The 16,509-nt window shown below is 42.0% G+C and carries 16 protein-coding genes and 1 other annotated feature; of the genes, 2 read left to right on the top strand and 14 right to left on the bottom strand.

Annotated elements, in window-relative coordinates:
- The first annotated feature begins 233 nt into the window (after positions 1 to 233).
- Positions 234 to 1,541, top strand: a complete 1,308-nt coding sequence (locus ACQRD1_RS11060; protein WP_235233323.1) for an alpha-amylase family glycosyl hydrolase — start codon at positions 234 to 236, stop codon at positions 1,539 to 1,541.
- A 129-nt stretch (positions 1,542 to 1,670) separates the two neighbouring features.
- Here the strand turns inward: ACQRD1_RS11060 and ACQRD1_RS11055 are convergent, their stop codons facing one another.
- The 9 genes from ACQRD1_RS11055 to ACQRD1_RS11015 all read right to left on the bottom strand — a co-directional run bounded on the left by ACQRD1_RS11055 (position 1,671) and on the right by ACQRD1_RS11015 (position 9,870).
- Positions 1,671 to 3,035, bottom strand: a complete 1,365-nt coding sequence (locus tag ACQRD1_RS11055) for an ADP-ribosylglycohydrolase family protein (protein ID WP_235233321.1) — start codon at positions 3,033 to 3,035, stop codon at positions 1,671 to 1,673.
- A 5-nt stretch (positions 3,036 to 3,040) separates the two neighbouring features.
- The gene (locus ACQRD1_RS11050; RefSeq protein WP_235233319.1) at positions 3,041 to 3,550 is read right to left on the bottom strand and encodes a flavin reductase family protein; all 510 of its coding nucleotides are present in this window, start codon (positions 3,548 to 3,550) and stop codon (positions 3,041 to 3,043) included.
- Positions 3,551 to 3,593: 43 nt separating this feature from the next.
- Positions 3,594 to 4,409: an N-acetylmuramoyl-L-alanine amidase gene (locus ACQRD1_RS11045; protein WP_235233317.1), complete on the bottom strand. Its 816-nt coding sequence runs from the start codon at positions 4,407 to 4,409 to the stop codon at positions 3,594 to 3,596.
- Positions 4,410 to 4,446: 37 nt separating this feature from the next.
- Positions 4,447 to 5,670: a tyrosine--tRNA ligase gene (tyrS, locus tag ACQRD1_RS11040; protein ID WP_235233314.1), complete on the bottom strand. Its 1,224-nt coding sequence runs from the start codon at positions 5,668 to 5,670 to the stop codon at positions 4,447 to 4,449.
- A 121-nt stretch (positions 5,671 to 5,791) separates the two neighbouring features.
- Positions 5,792 to 6,066 (bottom strand) — a binding site (T-box leader).
- A 76-nt stretch (positions 6,067 to 6,142) separates the two neighbouring features.
- A complete protein-coding gene (locus ACQRD1_RS11035; protein ID WP_235233312.1) occupies positions 6,143 to 6,745 on the bottom strand; it encodes an SGNH/GDSL hydrolase family protein in 603 nt (200 codons plus the stop codon).
- 87 nt (positions 6,746 to 6,832) lie between these two features.
- Positions 6,833 to 6,988, bottom strand: a complete 156-nt coding sequence (locus ACQRD1_RS11030) for a rubredoxin (protein ID WP_235233310.1) — start codon at positions 6,986 to 6,988, stop codon at positions 6,833 to 6,835.
- 97 nt (positions 6,989 to 7,085) lie between these two features.
- A complete protein-coding gene (locus tag ACQRD1_RS11025) occupies positions 7,086 to 7,871 on the bottom strand; it encodes a hypothetical protein (protein ID WP_235233308.1) in 786 nt (261 codons plus the stop codon).
- Positions 7,872 to 7,886: 15 nt separating this feature from the next.
- The gene (locus ACQRD1_RS11020; protein WP_235233306.1) at positions 7,887 to 8,597 is read right to left on the bottom strand and encodes a DUF5058 family protein; all 711 of its coding nucleotides are present in this window, start codon (positions 8,595 to 8,597) and stop codon (positions 7,887 to 7,889) included.
- 46 nt (positions 8,598 to 8,643) lie between these two features.
- Positions 8,644 to 9,870, bottom strand: a complete 1,227-nt coding sequence (locus ACQRD1_RS11015) for a M20 metallopeptidase family protein (protein ID WP_235233304.1) — start codon at positions 9,868 to 9,870, stop codon at positions 8,644 to 8,646.
- A gap of 221 nt (positions 9,871 to 10,091) precedes the next feature.
- On the opposite strand from ACQRD1_RS11015, the gene ACQRD1_RS11010 reads away from it, so the two are divergent.
- Positions 10,092 to 11,411 carry a hypothetical protein gene (locus ACQRD1_RS11010; protein WP_235233953.1) on the top strand — a complete coding sequence of 440 codons (1,320 nt, stop codon included), beginning with the start codon at positions 10,092 to 10,094 and terminating at the stop codon, positions 11,409 to 11,411.
- Positions 11,412 to 11,428: 17 nt separating this feature from the next.
- On the opposite strand, the gene nagA is transcribed toward ACQRD1_RS11010, so the two are convergent.
- From nagA to ACQRD1_RS10985, 5 genes are all read right to left on the bottom strand, one after another.
- Entirely contained in the window at positions 11,429 to 12,619 is a 1,191-nt protein-coding gene (gene nagA / locus ACQRD1_RS11005) for an N-acetylglucosamine-6-phosphate deacetylase (RefSeq protein ID WP_235233952.1), read from the bottom strand.
- 18 nt (positions 12,620 to 12,637) lie between these two features.
- Positions 12,638 to 13,483: a MurR/RpiR family transcriptional regulator gene (locus tag ACQRD1_RS11000; protein ID WP_235233950.1), complete on the bottom strand. Its 846-nt coding sequence runs from the start codon at positions 13,481 to 13,483 to the stop codon at positions 12,638 to 12,640.
- 14 nt (positions 13,484 to 13,497) lie between these two features.
- Entirely contained in the window at positions 13,498 to 14,385 is an 888-nt protein-coding gene (locus ACQRD1_RS10995; protein ID WP_235233956.1) for an ROK family protein, read from the bottom strand.
- Between the two features lie 121 nt (positions 14,386 to 14,506).
- Entirely contained in the window at positions 14,507 to 14,956 is a 450-nt protein-coding gene (locus ACQRD1_RS10990) for a YhcH/YjgK/YiaL family protein (protein WP_235233949.1), read from the bottom strand.
- Between the two features lie 14 nt (positions 14,957 to 14,970).
- Positions 14,971 to 16,479 (bottom strand): sodium:solute symporter, encoded by a 1,509-nt coding sequence (locus ACQRD1_RS10985; RefSeq protein WP_235233947.1) that lies wholly within the window; start codon positions 16,477 to 16,479, stop codon positions 14,971 to 14,973.
- Between the last annotated feature and the right edge of the window lie 30 nt (positions 16,480 to 16,509).

Genomic DNA, 16,509 nt, shown 5'->3' with positions numbered 1-16,509 from the left:
ATTAACATTGTAATAATTATATCAGAATCAGCAAGACTCCGGGGCTTTGGTTTCGTGCTGTTTCTCGTTTTTTCACACTGAATTATTATATTATACGGTGCCACGTGTGTCAACCATTTTCTTTGATTTTTCTTCCGATTTTTGCTATAATAACTGCTGTAAGTGTCTCTGCCTTGAGGCATCTCTTACGATACTACAACTGAATGATTATTTCAAGGAAGAGAGGGTATAAAATGTGGACCTACAATAGTGTTTTTTATCAAATCTATCCCATAGGTTTCTGTGGCGCTCCTGTTCACAATGACGGAGAATGTGTTCCTAGAATCCGCAAATTAATGGAATGGACGGATTATCTGGACGACCTGGGAATTGATTCTATTCTTCTGAATCCAATCTTTGAATCCGACAACCATGGTTATGACACCCGTGATTTCAAAACGATCGACTGCCGGCTTGGAACGAATGAAGATTTTTCCGAAGTCTGTAACTGTCTTCACGAACATGGAATCAAGATTGTCCTGGATGGCGTATTCAACCACGTAGGACGTGGTTTCTGGGCATTTCAGGACGTACAGGAAAAGAAATGGGATTCTCCATACAAAGACTGGTTTCATATCAACTTTGACGGAAACAGCTGTTACGATGACGGATTCTGGTATGAAGGCTGGGAAGGCCATTATGAGCTGGTCAAACTGAATCTTCAGAATCCGTCTGTTGTAGAATATCTGCTGGAGTGTGTCAGATTCTGGGTAGATGAATTCGATATTGATGGTCTGAGACTGGATGTTGCTTACAGCTTGGATCATAATTTTATGCGCAGGCTCCGTTCTTATGTTCAGGAATTAAAACCTGATTTTGCTCTGATCGGAGAAGTATTATTCGGAGACTATAATCTGATTGTGAATGATGATATGCTTCACAGCTGTACAAACTATGAATGTTACAAGGGGATTTTCTCAAGCTTTAACTCCATGAACCTTTTTGAGATTGCACATTCTCTGCATCGTCAATTTGGAGCTGATCCCTGGTGTATCTATCGTGGCAAGCATCTGATGACTTTTGTGGATAATCATGATGTCACGAGACTTGCAAGTATATTAACGAACAAGGAACACATTCCTCTGGCCTATGGTCTTTTACTGGGGATGCCGGGGATTCCATGCCTGTATTATGGGAGTGAATGGGGAGAACCCGGAGAAAAAGCGCCGGATAACGACTATTCACTGCGCCCTTGTTTCGATGCGCCAAAGCCCAATGAACTGACAGACTTTATGAAACTATTAATTCGTACCCGCCAGAACAGCGACGCTCTGTGCAATGGCACTTATCGAAATGTCTTGATCCAGAATCATCAGCTAATCTTTGAGCGCTCTTCAGATACTGAACGAGTGATGGTTGCGATCAATGCAGCAGATACCCCTTATACTGCAAGGCATCAGGATCTTCAGGGAGATGCGGTCGAATTACTGACTCATGGAAAACTCTCCATGAATGGAGAGCTGGAATTACCTCCTTACAGCATTCAATATCTGAAACAATAATCCTTATATGGCTTTCTACAGAAAATACTTTCTAATGCCATGACAACTCGATCATCCAAACAGCCGGACACATAGTTTCCATGAGATTCTATGCAATCCGGCTGTTTATCTTTTTCCAACTATATTCATCTATTCTTTTATCAGTGAGATTGTCCGCTCTGCCAATTCTTGCAATGGTATCTCATGATATCCATGCACACTGGTACGGGCAATCCCATCGAATGCTTCATACCATTTCGGATCTATGCCTTTCAATCCATGAATCGCTCCCATAATGGAACCTACGGTTGCCCCGTTACAGTCCGTATCAAATCCAGACAGCACTGCAGCGGTCACTGCATCGTCAAAGTTATCATAACAGAGCAGGCATGCAACGACCAGCATAGCATTCGGAATGGTCAGGCACCAGTCAAACATCTCTTCTTCGTGATATCTTTGATGCACTGTTTCGGCCATTGTATCAAATGTCCATCCCTGTTCATACCACCGACACACTTCATCCAGACTTTCTTTTAACCGACTCTTGGGCGGAATCTGCTGCAATGCTGTATAGATTCTCTCTATCATCGTCATATCCGGAACAAAGCACAGACTGATCAAGGCTGCAATGAACATCTCTCCATAGACACCATTCTTCGTATGGGACACCGATGCATCACGGTATGCCATCTCTGCTGCTTCGAATGGATGACCGGGATTCACATAGCCGAAGAAATCTCCCCGTATCTGAGCTCCGATCCATTCCCGGTAAGGATTGCATTCCACAGCTGACTTCGGCGGTAATACCCCATTCATTAGATTACGGATAGCTGCACGCTCTGCGGTACAGGCATGGAATGCAGGGATTCCAAGAAGCCATGCCTCCGCAACATCTTCCATGGTAAAGTCTCTTCCATATCGTTCAAGGATCTTGAGCGCAATTACGGTATAGTTAATATCATCATCATTCGGAAACTGCCCATTCAGATTATCGTACCATTCTACTTTCTGACGGTCATAAGACGTCATTGCATCTTCTTCCCGGAGATCAAATCTTTCCCTGACAGCATCATCCTTCGTTGAGGAAATATAATATGCTAAAGGCATCTGACCTGTTGCCTCCAGATATTCCCTTATCTTCTTGCGTGGCCATCCCTCCACAGGAATTCCAAGTACACAGGCCGTAATTCTTCCATAGACTGCACCTAATACATGGTCTTTGAGATGATCTGTATCGTACGGATAATTCTGCTTTGCTTCTTCACTCAGACATCGCTGAATCTCCTCATAAGACACTGGCTCCAGATATTCAAAATCTTCTTTTATCGGAGCCTGTTCCATCTGAAGCAACAGTCTTTTTGCCTGTGCGTTTCGACTATCTTCCTCCTCTATTGCAAGGATTTTTTCAATCTCGGGAGCATATTCTTCTACCAGGCGACCTTCATCCACACATTGACGATACTCATCCCGTAACATATCACTTGGGAATATCCACAGCATCTTATCTCTTAACATATCAGCTATCCCTTCTTCAGAACCTTTACAATCTCTGCCATGTACATTTCATGATAATCTTTCTCTGGATACCATTTGTCATCATTTTCAGTGACGTCGAAACATTCTGGTTTCATAGTCTGATGATATTGTTTTTTGCAGACGAATACGAGATCCGCTTCTTCTACAGCTGTTGTACCGTCTACATAATATGGATGAAGCCCTGCTTCTTTCCATTTATCTTCCACATTCTTTCCAGACACACTTCCACATACATTCAATGCTTTTCTGTATTCCTCTGCAAGAAAGGAAATAGTAAATGTATCGTTCTGGTCAACGAATTCTTTGGTATAACGCTGTGGGCGGATATACACGGTTGCAATGTTTTTGCCCCACATGATTCCCAGACCTCCCCAGCTTGCTGTCATCGTATTGCTTTTGATTTCATCACCTGCAGTGATCAGCATCCATTCTTTTGAAATCTTCTGGAATGGATTGAATTCCAAACTGTCAATTGCTATTTCTTGAAATGCCATAATAATATTCCTCCTTATTTTTTACCTCATTATCATGAGGCAATCAGAAACAATAATCTTCAATTCCGTCTGCAATGCCCAGCACAATCTTATTCTGATAATCTTCCGTTGCCATCAGTTGATCTTCCTGTGGGTTCGTCATATATCCCACTTCCACAATGGTAGCCGGAACCTGGCTCCAGTTATTTCCACTCATGGAATCTGTTTCCCATACTCCCTCACTTCTGCATCCGGTTGCCGCGCAAAGATGGTTGATAATGCAATCAGATAATGCCCGGGACTGACTGTAAAGCCCCGGAACATAAGGACTGGAAGGAGTTGTACAGATCGTCATGGCACCTTGTGCTCCACTGTTCTCCGAACCATTTGCATGTATTCTGACAAATGCATCCGCACCATTCTGATTGGCTACATTTGCTCTCTGTGTACAGCTCATTGGGACATCATTCGTCTCCCTTGTCATTATGACTGTATATCCTCTGTTTTCTAATTCTGCTTTTAGTTTTACAGATAATGTCAGTGTCAGTTCGTACTCGGGAATCCCGGTACTGACACCACAGGTTCCGCCGGAATCTGCCGCTTTATACTCAGATGCTCCAGGTCCTACTGGTTCCGTTCCCTGAGCGACCACCCCGGAATGCCCCGGATCAATTACGATCAGCTTTCCATTTGTCTGAGGTTCCTCCGGCTCCTGTGCCTGTTCTTCAGATTCCTCTTCCTCCGGTACTTCTTCTTCCTCTTCAGATTCTATCTTCAATGGTTCTTCCGTTGTCTCCTCTGTCTGCTTCTCTTTTGCTTTACAACCTGACAGGATAAACATCAGACAGAGTAACAAAAGAAATATTTTATATTTTTTCATTTTTCTCATTCCTTATCACTTGACAACATGCAGCATGCTAGACTAAAACAACTTTTCTGAAATTCTTCTTACCTTTCTTCAGGACAATGCCTTCGCCATTCAGATCTTCTCCGGCAAATGATGCGTAGATATCCGTGATCTTTTCACCATCCACAGCTACTCCGCCCTGCTGTACTGCACGACGCGCTTCTGATTTGGACGAAACTAATCCTGTTTTTACGAGCATAGTAAGAATATCAATATTTCCTTCCGTCAGATCTGCTTCTGTCAATTCTGTAGTAGGCATATCTGCTGCTGCACCTTTGCTGAACAATGCTTTTGCCGCTTCCTGTGCTTTCTGTGCTTCTTCTTCTCCATGAACCAGTTTGGTCAATTCATATGCAAGAATCTCTTTTGCAGTATTCAACTGTACACCTTCCCATGAATCCATCTTGTCGATCTCTTCTAATGGAAGGAACGTGAGCATACGGATGCACTTTAATACATCTGCATCTGCAACATTTCTCCAGTACTGATAGAATTCAAATGGAGAAGTCTTATTCGGGTCAAGCCATACTGCACCGCTTTGAGTCTTACCCATCTTCTTGCCTTCAGAATTGAGAAGTAATGTAATCGTCATTGCACATGCATTCTTTCCTAATTTACGACGAATCAACTCTGTTCCGCCAAGCATATTACTCCACTGATCATCACCACCAAACTGCAGATTACATCCATATTTTTGGTATAATGCGTAGAAATCATAGCTCTGCATGATCATATAATTGAACTCCAGGAAACTAAGTCCTCTTTCCATTCTCTGCTTATAGCACTCTGCTGTCAGCATACGGTTTACACTGAAGTGTGCTCCTACTTCACGGAGTACATCAATATAATTCAGATCCAGAAGCCAGTCTGCATTATTGACCATCAGTGCTTTTCCATCTGAAAAATCAATAAAACGACTCATCTGCTTTTTAAAGCATTCACAGTTATGCTGGATAGTCTCTTTCGTCATCATCTGACGCATATCGGTTCTACCGGACGGATCTCCGATCATCGCGGTTCCACCGCCAATCAGCGCAATCGGCTTATTTCCTGCATCCTGCAGACGCTTCATCAGGCAGAGTGCCATAAAGTGTCCCACATGGAGACTGTCTGCAGTTGGATCAAATCCTATATAAAAAGTCGCCTTTCCATTGTTAACCAGCTCTCTGATATCATCTTCATCTGTTACCTGAGCAATCAGTCCCCTCGCCTGCAATTCTTCATAAATTCCCATTGTTTTCTCTCCTTTTCTTTTTTTATTCTATGATTCTTATATAAATGTTACAGACCCACACTTTGCGGAAATGTTCTATTAGGACAAAATCCCTGTATTATAAAAAACCGCCCTTATCATAGATAAGGACGGGATATATACCGTGGTACCACCTTGATTCACTGCCATTCGCATAAACAGTCTCTGTAAGTTGCGTATTCACAACTCTTGCACAGTAACGTGTGCCTTACGTCACAGCCTACTGATACTTTATTGCGCATACACAAAAAGTATCTGATATTTTCGGTGTGCAGCTCCAAGATGTATTCATAACCGCTTCCTTCATGCGCCTCTCATCAACCGGCAACTTTCTGTATGGGTGTAAAGATTACTACTTCTTCTTTTCTAAGCCTTTGAATCATATAAAAAACAGGTTTGTCTAAAATCCTACCTGATTTCCTTGATTTTGTCAAGATAAATACCAGCAACAGTCTCATTTTACTTCTATTATCCATCTGTCAGCCACAATCCCGGCACCTTTTCTTGTCAGGTGAATCCCATCTGTCGTCAACGCATCATAGCCGTACCTTTCAGCCGCTTCCTGCATCTCCTCATGCAAAGGAATAAACAACTGATGATGTCTTCCGGCTACTTCACGGATAATCTGTTCCGCCTGCAGAATTCCCGGAATCCAATTCTGATATTCCAAAGGATATGGGAACAGAAAAGGACCCATGCAGACGATTCTGGCTCCGGTCTCCTCTTGTATCTCAGTCAGCAATCGTTCATAATTCTCAGCAAATCCTTGATCTGTCAGATCTTTTCCTGTATTCATCATCACTCCGACATCATTGCATCCGACAAGAATACTCACCACGTCTGGTTTCTGCAGAATACAGTCCCTTCCCAGGAAGCGTAATACTCCCTGAAGAGTAAAACCATCATGACCTCGATTCAACACCTGGATGCCCGGTTCCGTATTCCTCAGCTTCTGAGCAATCAGCTGAACATAGCCATCTCCCAGGCTCAGAGGATCCACGCCCAGATTATGGTGCGCATCGGTAATACTGTCTCCCAAAAAGATAATTTTATTCATAAAAATGTTCCTCTGATCATATGGCAGTTTCAAAAGGCCTGTCACACTGAAAATATCAGTATGGCAGGCCTTCTATTCTTCTGTTCTTTAAGCTTCAGCGAACTGATCCTTTCCTACAGAGCAAAGCGGACACTCAAAATCTTCCGGTACATCTTCCCATTTTGTTCCCGGTGCAATGCCACCTTCTGGATATCCAGCTTCTTCGTCATACTCCCAGCCGCAAACTTCACATACATATTTCATATCACAGATTCTCCTTTTCATCAAAATTGTACATTCATGTGTACATAAGCTATTATATCGCAATCTACTCAGGAAAACAAGTTTCTATGATTCAAATCTATTCTTCCTCTTTCTTCTCATCCTTCTTCACATTCTGCGGATTATCTACAACCTGGATAATTCCCTTTTTCCACATAATTCTGGAAGTAATGATTGCGATCGGGAGCATTGCAATAATCAGGAATCCAATTGCTCCAAACAGAGATCCACCGGAAGTAATACGTACAAGTAAGGAAAGTACAGATACAATGATCAATACAGGGATCACACCTTTTGTTCCACCCTTAACTACTTTATCTCCAGAACTGCTGCTAGAGAACAAACCTAATGTCAGGGAACCAAAAAGAGCCGGGATAATGTAGTTTGAAGCTGTCTTAACCTGTGGTATCTCAAATACGAATCCAATTCTTGAACTCAACAGTGCAGCAAATGCCAGAATGATAACCGTCATGATAGAGGAAACTGCTACTGCTACAGATGCAATCGCATCACCTTCTGGTGTATTCTGCTCAGTATCTGACAATTTAATTGCGTTGATCGCACATGGAACCTTCAGGTTCATAATATTTCCGGTAATAAAAGTAAGATATGCCGAACTTCCAAGGATCGGAGTATAACTGATTGCTTCAGAGATACCGACCGGAATATAAATCATCAGAATACTGATCGTTGCCAGATTAAACACTTCTCCAAGAGAAGGAATTGCATGATAATATCCTAATACGATAAACGGAACTGACACCATATAAATCAAAGCGATCACCGTGCCAATGCGGCCTTTACTGTGTGACCATTGCTGAAAAGGATCCATTACAACATTATTTTTCTTCTTATCTTTACTCATGTCCTCTACCTCCTCTTACTGTAAAATACTTGTCCATAACAAGGATGAAACCATACCACCGATCATGGAGAATGCCATGATAAAGTCATTCAGCCATCTAAGCTTCGGTTTTGAAGCAAGGATTCCAAGAACAACTGCTATCACAAGACCGGTAAGCATAACTGCAGCCTGAATGGTATCACCAATCAGAAGAACTGGTACATAAACAGCGAACAGACATAACATAAATGTACCGCTCAATACATATTTCCATGTACTTGCGTTTTCTGTTTTAGAAACGCTCATACAAAGTTTCTTTCCAAGAGGAATCAAGATAAAGAATCCGCTCAGCATACCGATACTCATAAGAATCATAACGACACCAAATTGATTTGCGGTTCCCAGTTCCAGCATCTGTGCACTGGTCTCAAATCCAAGTGCGCTTGCAACACTGCTGGAAATCAGTGTTTCATATGACAGAGAACCGATAACTGATAATCTCCACCAGGACCAGATGGTTCCCAGTACTGGAATCAGTGCAAATAATCCTACAACAATTGATAAACTTGGTACAATTGAGAATACAAGGCTTGATTTGATAACTTTATTCAAAGTCTCCTTCGTAATTCCAAGTTCCAGACATCTCGCGTATGCCTTCTTCAGATAAGCCAGTGAGAACAGTACGATATATATAAGACCGCCTGCTACCAATGCTAACAACAATGGGCTGTTAATAATTTCTTTCATAGATTTTCCTTCCCTTCTCTCTTCTGTTCCTTCTTGTTACTTCTTGTTACTTATGTTCTTCCAGCCATCTCATGGCAGTGTACGCATACACTGCGCTGCCTGGTGAAAGTACAGACTCATCGAATTTTACTTTTGGATGATGCTGCGGATATGCGTAACCTTTTGCAGGTTCTCCGGCTGCAAGCGCAAGCATGATAGACGGCACTTCCTGGCTTACATAAGCAAAATCTTCTGAGCCAGCCGCTTTCTGTGCCTTTCCCTCGCCTGCCATTGCCAGAAGCTGTCCCTGTGTAAAGGCTTTTCCCTGTCCCAGTAATTCAGTCACATACTGAGCTGCACATTTTGACAGTTCACCGTCATTCTTAAGTACCGGACATCCTTTTCCAAAGATTACTTCTGCCTCTGCACGGAATGAAGAAGCAATTCCCTGTGAAATCTCTGTCATCCTCTGTTTGATGAAGGCTCTTACCTCTTCATCATAAGTTCGGATAGTACCTTCCATATCCAATGTATCTGGAATGACGTTTGCTGCCTGTCCTGCCTGAATCTTTCCAATCGTCAGAACCGCTTCGTCAATGAGTCCCAATTCTCTTGCATGTATTTCCTGAAGCGCTGTAATAATATGCGCTGCAACTGTAATCGAATCCACCCCGGCATTTGGCATAGATCCATGACAACCTTTTCCTTGAATATGTATTCTGAAATAGTCCGCACCCGGTGCGCTGATTCCTCCATCACTAACGATAACCGTTCCTGCCGTGAATGGCTGTCCTGCCATTACATGGATCATCAACGCTGCATCTACATCTGGATTCTTCAGTACTCCTGCTTCAATCATATCGTGAGCACCTTCAAAGATCTCTTCCGCCGGCTGGAACATCAACTTCACAGTTCCCTCGATCTCATCCTCATGCTCTTTTAACAGCTTTGCTGCTCCCAGCATCATCGTTGTATGCATATCATGACCACAGGCATGCATTTTTCCCGTTTCAGAAGGGAAATCCACTTCTGCCTGTTCCGCCATCGGCAAAGCATCCATGTCACCGCGGATCAGGAATACCTTCCCTGGTCTTTTTCCACCTGCATTTACAATCAATCCTGCTTTTCCACATTCCTGTGGTTCATATCCCATAGACTGCAATTCCGCTTTCACGAATGCCACGGTATCATGCAGGTCAAATTCTGTCTCCGCGTGTTGATGAAGATAACGTCTCTTCTCTATCAACTGCTGTTCATACATCTTTGCCTCTTCTAATAATCGTTCCGCACCCATTCTTTTCTCCTCCAATTCATTTTAGGAATATTTAAAGAACTGTTCTTTTATTTGGATTATAATTCAGGTTTCTGAATTTATCAATTATTATCAAATATTGTTTGTAAATTTTGTTAAATATAGATAAAATTACATTCTTTTTTCCGATTTTTGGAAGATACCTATTGATTTATGGAACACTTTAATAGAAAATATAAATAAGTAAATCAGGAGGTGCAGGTATGACCTACCATATTCTTATTATTACTTCAAGATATTTAGTTAGATATATGAAAGACACTTTAAAGAAACCACCAGAAAATGTCAGTTTTCGCTTCGTGGAGTATGAAAAATTTGCGGATTTAAAAGCAATTTATCTGGAAAATGAATCCTGGGCAGATGGTATTCTTACCACTGGAATCGTCGTTCAGACTGTATTAGAGCGTGCTATTGACAAACCTCTCAAGCCAATCCTTTCTCTTGATACAGATAATGAAAGCTTTTACAGAATTCCTCTGACATTGTTGATTGAGAACCGTTCATTGGATCCTGAACGGATTATTTTTGATGTATTCGTAAATGTAGAACCGCGGGCATCTGTCCTAAGTCTTCTGGATAATAAAAGCATCATGGATACATTCCCAGACTTTTCTCACTGGCTTTCTGTTGCTACACTGGAAGAACTATACACTGTAGAAGATTCTACTCTAAAACATATCCAAAAGTTATGGGAACAAGATCAGATTGATCTGGTAATCTGTCGTTACAGCAGTCTGGTTCCACGCTTAAAAGATTTACATATTCCTTGTGTCTTCGCGTCAGGAACCGATGAATATGTCCGCGATGTTCTGCAACATCTGCTGGCCAAGATAAAAATCGAGAAAATAACTGCCCATGCTCCTGCTGTCATTTCCATTTCTCCAAAGGAAACCAAAGACTGCATCTGGTCAGAGCGCTTAGAGATTTCTTTGCAAAAAGCATTGATGGATTTTGCTCATAAGAATGACCTGGATTTTATCCTGCAAAAGCGGCGTGAAAAAACTCTGGTCCTTACAGAAAAAGCGGTCCTGTCTTACATCACTGCGGACTTCAAACAGAACCTTCTTGCGATTTATCTGAATGATTCTATTGATTTTAACCTGAACATCTCCTATGGCATTGGTAATACCGTAGAAGAAGCCATAACCAATTCGCAGACTGCCCTGATCTCATCCGGAATCTCAGGCGATTCCTTTCTGGTGGACGAAGACCAGAAACTGATTGGGCCTCTGGATGCCGACAACCGTACTATCACCAGCACAATCATCACCCCACGGATGCAAGAAATTGCCAAGCAATCCTCCCTGTCAACCATGACAATCCATCGCCTTACACGGCTCTTAATATTGCTTGGAAGACGCGAAATCACCAGCACAGATCTGGCTGAAAACTTCCACATCTCTCTGCGGGGCGCCAATCGGATTCTTCAAAAGTTAGAAGACTGCGGAGTGGCAACAACCTCCTTCCAAAAATCCAGTCACATGCGCGGCCGCCCCACCAAGATTTATACCATCAACCTATAATTGGGGACGGAGGAAAATCAAAAAACCTCCGTCCCCTCCTTTACAACCATTTTCAGATTCAACTCTGAATCCAGCAATACAACGTTTCCTTTTTTCCCTGGCGTAATTGAACCATAATTTTCGTATTCTCCCAAGGCTTTTGCCGGATTCATTGTTGCACAGGCAACTGCTGTCTCTAATGGAATTCCCATCTTTTTCACTACTGTTCTCATGCAGTCCAGGAGATTGGTTGCGGAACCTGCCAGTGCACCGTCCGATACGAGCGTTGCCCGATTACCGACCACATCAACTTCTAACCCACCCAAAGTATAACGTCCATCCGGCATGCCGGTCGCACGCATACTGTCGCTGATCAGAATCATTCTGTCTGCGCCGAGCATCTGGAATGTCGCACGAACAACAGATGGATGGATATGCACACCATCGCAGATCAATTCTGCATTGACATGCTTGTTGTCTGCCACTGCTCCGATAACACCTGGAGCACGATGAGTAAATGATGGCATGGCGTTGTACAGATGTACAGCGTGATTTGCTCCTGCCTGAAATGCATCCATAGCAGTATCGTAATCAGCATTCGTATGTGCCAAAGAGATATGGACTTTGTCCTTCATCTGCTGAATAAAATGTACCGATTCTTCACTGCATTCTGGCGCGATTCCGACGAATTTCACCAGTCCTTCGGACGCGTCCAGAAATCTCTGACAGATATCCGAATCACATGGGATGATATTCCGCTCGTCCTGTGCCCCTTTTTTGGCCGGACTGATAAATGGCCCTTCCATATTGATTCCAATCAGATCTGCGCCCTGTGTTCCACTTACTTCTGCTTCCTTTTTGTAGGATGCTGCAACTGCAAGAATTCTCTCCAGCTCTTCCACCGAAAGCGTCATCGTTGCCGGTGCAATAGCTGTTACTCCAATGGAAGCCTCATACTTTGCAATTTCTGCAATTGCTTCTTTGGTGCCATCACAGAAATCGTACCCTTTACATCCGTGAAAATGTAGATCGATCAACCCCGGGATAGCATAGCCCCCCTGTCCATCAATCACTTCATCCAAATCACCCTCCAGATTTCTCAGTGAATCCACATTCACCGGAGATGTTTCAGAGATAATAATCTTATCAAATACCCCATCTTTGATATAGATTATCCCATCAGAAAAAGTCTTTTCCTCCGTATACACCTTTACATTTTTGATAATCATGCTGTTCCTCCCACTAAATTATAATGATTGAATATTTTGATGCATTTTGCTTCCTTCTTCTAATGCACGCAAAGTGTTATCATGAAGAATTTCTTTCTCAAATTTATCTTGTTCCACATAATAGGAATAGATAATATCAAGCATAACCAGAATCGGGAACTGCGGTGATATTACATTTCCATGATTCAGATGCCGCAAAGATGGAAGAAGCACTACCTCATCACAAAATTCATCAAAGATCCCTTTATTCTTGGCCGTCAAAAGTACCGTCTTAGCCCCTCTTCTGTGTGCCTCATACAAAAGATACAAGACATCTTCCTTTTCACCACTGATACTGATTCCAAATACCAAACTCCGTTTGTCCTGAAATACCGCCTGCATCCTCATCAAATCAGAATCCCGAATCGAATCAATGTCTACACCGATTCTCATAAAACGCAGTTCCATCTCACCGCCAGCAAGACCAGAACTTCCCTTGCCACATACGAAGACTCGTTCCGCCTGATTCAAATATCTGCTGATTCTGGCAATCTGAGCCTCATTCACCAGATTGTAAGTCTTATTCAGAAGCTCTTGATATGCATTCAATACCATTCTCGTATTTCCCGTCATGGATTCCTGCTTTTCAACAAATGTCTCTTCATACTGATACACAAACTCTCGATAGCCCCGATAGCCACATTTCTTAGCAAAGCGGGAGAGTGATGCCTCTGAGACATATAACCGTTCTGCAATTGCTTTCGCAGAAAAATCTACCTTCTTACGATTATAAATGAAAAAGTCTGCAATCGTCTTTTCCACAGTTGTAAAGTTATCATAATTTGATTCTATGATTGGAACTACAGATTTTACATAGTACTCCATTGTATCTTCACCCTTTATCTCCTATGACAATTTTGAAAATGATAAAATGCCCCCAACATACCTGCGTCATTTCTATGTTTTGCAAATGCAATCTTTGTGTGAGCAGCAATACTTGGAATTAAATACCAACTCACGGCATCTTCAATCTTCTTTCTCAGGAACTCTTCCTGTGCCATAATTCCACCGCCCAGTACGACGATCTCCGGGTTAATCACATAACAAACATTCGTGATGCCTTGTCCCAATACATCCACCATTTCATTGATTGCTTTGTTACACAATTCATCCCCTTTTTTTGCTTCTTCAAAAATATGATAACCGTTCCAATTTTCTTCCGATTCATTCTTCCACTCTGCCACTTTTCTCGTCAATATGCTGGCAGCACCCATTGTTTGAAAATCACTGCCTGCCATATGCATATAACCAATCTCGCAGGCACTGTTACTGAATCCATGGTAAATCTCGCCATTTAATACAATACAGCCCCCAATCCCTGTTCCGACAGTCAACATCAGTGCACTATGGCATCCTTTTGATGCACCAGACATATATTCTGCAAGTCCGGCACAATTCACATCATTTTCCACTTCACAGGGAATTCCGAATTTCCGTTCCATAGTTTCTTTAAATTTGGTTCCCGCGTATCTGGGAATCAGAGGTGCTGAATAAAATATCTCACCCTTAATCGTATCGACCATACCTGCAGTGGAGATACAGATGCCGCTAATCTCTTCTCTCTTCAAAAATCCTTCCACAATCCTGACAGCTTTTTCAAGAATAGACGCTCCACCTTTATAAGCCTCTGTCTTTTGTTCACTCCGGGCAAGAATAACTCCTTCTTCACTGATAAGCCCATATTTCATCGCAGTACCGCCGATATCTATACTTACATATTTTTTTATCATTTTGCTGGCTTTTGTCCTTTCATTATAATATATTCTTTTTCATTGCGCAATCTACAGCTGAGCAGTTACTACAAAAAGGCAAATCCTGGATTCTTCTCCGATTTGCCTTTTGTAAATATTATATTAATACTTTAAAAATAGCTTTTTTAATCGTCTCTGGTCCATCCACGGCAACCGCAGTACGATGTCCGTCACTTGGATAACAGATCAGGAAATCGCCATCCTGTAAGATAACCGATGCTTTCTTTTCCCCTTCTAATGGAAGGAAATCATCCTTTTCCACGAATTCCTTCTGTTCCATATTCTGAATAAAGTTCAGATCAATCTGCTCCGTTCCATGGATCATCACATGTACATCCAGATATTTTTTATGTGCTTCCCAAAAACGCTCCTCTGGTGTAGTTGTGGTATATTCTACTACGTTTACAAAGAAACTTTCTCCGTCAATTTCATGGCTCCCTTTCTCATATACCGCCATGTCATGCTCCATTACATATACAAAGCATTCTTTGATCTTCTCTTCCAGACAAGAAAACTCTTCCATATTATGAATATTTCCGTATATCATCTCAACTTCTCCTTTTATTTTGAAGTGTAAATGGTTGTGTACTTCGCAGGCTCAGAAGTATCTCCTTTCACCTTTCTCCAGATCATACTTGCAGGAATTCCTACTATCAGAGATACTGCAATTGAGATAATGGAGTATGACCAGATAGTAACATCTTCTGCCGGTACAAAATATTTTATTCCTACCATGACTGCAGATGCTGCAATAAATGCCAGTGTTGCCCCAAATGTATTTGCCACTTTTGTAAATGCTCCAAGGATAAATGTTCCTATCAGAATTCCAAGTACCAGTCCCATAAATCCGTTGAACCATTCATATGCAGACTTCACGCCGCCATTTGCAAGTACCATAGATACTACGATCGCAAAAATACCAACAATCAGGGATACATATTGACCAATCTTGGTCTGTTTCTCAAAACTCAATTCCTTCTTAGACAAACGTGCCTGAATATCCAGCGTCCAGCTTGCTGCCACAGAGTTCAGTCCTGTAGACAATGTGGACTGTGCTGCTGCGTAGATGGCAGCCAGAAGAAGTCCTGTGAATCCCACCGGAAGTTCAAATGCAATGTAAGATGCAAAGATCTGATCCTGTGCTGCTGCCGGCGGTAATGCATTCTGCTGATAGAATACGTATAATCCAGTACCAATCAGATAGAATACAGTTGCAATGAAGATAGATAATCCACCATTTGTCAGCATCATCTTATTTAACTTCTTCGTATCCGTGGTTGTTGTAAAACGCTGTACAATATCCTGACTTGATACATAAGATCCCATGGTATTAAATCCGGCTCCGACAATCATAATAAACACACTGTCTTTTAGGATATTCGGATTGAAGATTGGCTGATCTACTGCCAGGAACTTATGCTCTGTTGCAAAAGCATGGAAGATTGTTCCAATTCCTCCATCAATATGTGCTAACAGGTAGAACAGCGAAAAAGTTACACCGATCAATAACACAGAACCCTGGATAAAGTCTGTCCAAAGTACAGATTTCAATCCACCTGTATAGGAATAAATGATTGCGATAATTCCCATGATTACGATCAGCAGATTCACATTAATGCCCGTCAGACTGGAAAGTACCATACATGGCAGGTACATGATAATAGACATACGCCCTACCTGATAAATGATGAACATCACAGCCCCTAACACACGCAGTCCTTTACTTCCAAATCTTAATTCCAGATAATGGTATGCGGTATCAATGTCCAGTTTACTGTAAATTGGCAAGAAGAACTTAATGGTAAGTGGAATTGCCAGAAGCATTCCAAGCTGAGCAAACCACATGATCCATGTCCCTGCATATGAATTTCCTGCCAGTGACAGGAAGGATATCGGACTTAACAACGTTGCGAAGATAGAAACAGAAGTTACCCACCACGGTACCGTTCCATCTCCCTTAAAATATTCTTTTCCCTTCATCTCCCTTTTGGCGAAATGAAGTCCTGCTAACAATACTGCTGCCAGATACACAATCAAGATCGCCAAATCTATTACTGTAAAACCTTGCATTCTATTCTCTCCTCCTATATTCTCATTCGT

Source organism: Bariatricus sp. SGI.019 (assembly GCF_050315235.1).
GTDB lineage: Bacteria > Bacillota > Clostridia > Lachnospirales > Lachnospiraceae > JAFBIX01.
Note: the sequence above shows the minus strand (reverse complement) of the source record. Positions and strands in the feature narration are given on the sequence as shown.

Coding starts and splice junctions, on each gene's coding strand:
- ACQRD1_RS11060 (WP_235233323.1), top strand. CDS start 234: ATGTGGACCTACAATAGTGTTTTTTATCAAATCTATCCCATAGGTTTC.
- ACQRD1_RS11055 (WP_235233321.1), bottom strand. CDS start 3,035: ATGTTAAGAGATAAGATGCTGTGGATATTCCCAAGTGATATGTTACGG.
- ACQRD1_RS11050 (WP_235233319.1), bottom strand. CDS start 3,550: ATGGCATTTCAAGAAATAGCAATTGACAGTTTGGAATTCAATCCATTC.
- ACQRD1_RS11045 (WP_235233317.1), bottom strand. CDS start 4,409: ATGAAAAAATATAAAATATTTCTTTTGTTACTCTGTCTGATGTTTATC.
- tyrS (WP_235233314.1), bottom strand. CDS start 5,670: ATGGGAATTTATGAAGAATTGCAGGCGAGGGGACTGATTGCTCAGGTA.
- ACQRD1_RS11035 (WP_235233312.1), bottom strand. CDS start 6,745: ATGAATAAAATTATCTTTTTGGGAGACAGTATTACCGATGCGCACCAT.
- ACQRD1_RS11030 (WP_235233310.1), bottom strand. CDS start 6,988: ATGAAATATGTATGTGAAGTTTGCGGCTGGGAGTATGACGAAGAAGCT.
- ACQRD1_RS11025 (WP_235233308.1), bottom strand. CDS start 7,871: ATGAGTAAAGATAAGAAGAAAAATAATGTTGTAATGGATCCTTTTCAG.
- ACQRD1_RS11020 (WP_235233306.1), bottom strand. CDS start 8,597: ATGAAAGAAATTATTAACAGCCCATTGTTGTTAGCATTGGTAGCAGGC.
- ACQRD1_RS11015 (WP_235233304.1), bottom strand. CDS start 9,870: ATGGGTGCGGAACGATTATTAGAAGAGGCAAAGATGTATGAACAGCAG.
- ACQRD1_RS11010 (WP_235233953.1), top strand. CDS start 10,092: ATGACCTACCATATTCTTATTATTACTTCAAGATATTTAGTTAGATAT.
- nagA (WP_235233952.1), bottom strand. CDS start 12,619: ATGATTATCAAAAATGTAAAGGTGTATACGGAGGAAAAGACTTTTTCT.
- ACQRD1_RS11000 (WP_235233950.1), bottom strand. CDS start 13,483: ATGGAGTACTATGTAAAATCTGTAGTTCCAATCATAGAATCAAATTAT.
- ACQRD1_RS10990 (WP_235233949.1), bottom strand. CDS start 14,956: ATGATATACGGAAATATTCATAATATGGAAGAGTTTTCTTGTCTGGAA.
- ACQRD1_RS10985 (WP_235233947.1), bottom strand. CDS start 16,479: ATGCAAGGTTTTACAGTAATAGATTTGGCGATCTTGATTGTGTATCTG.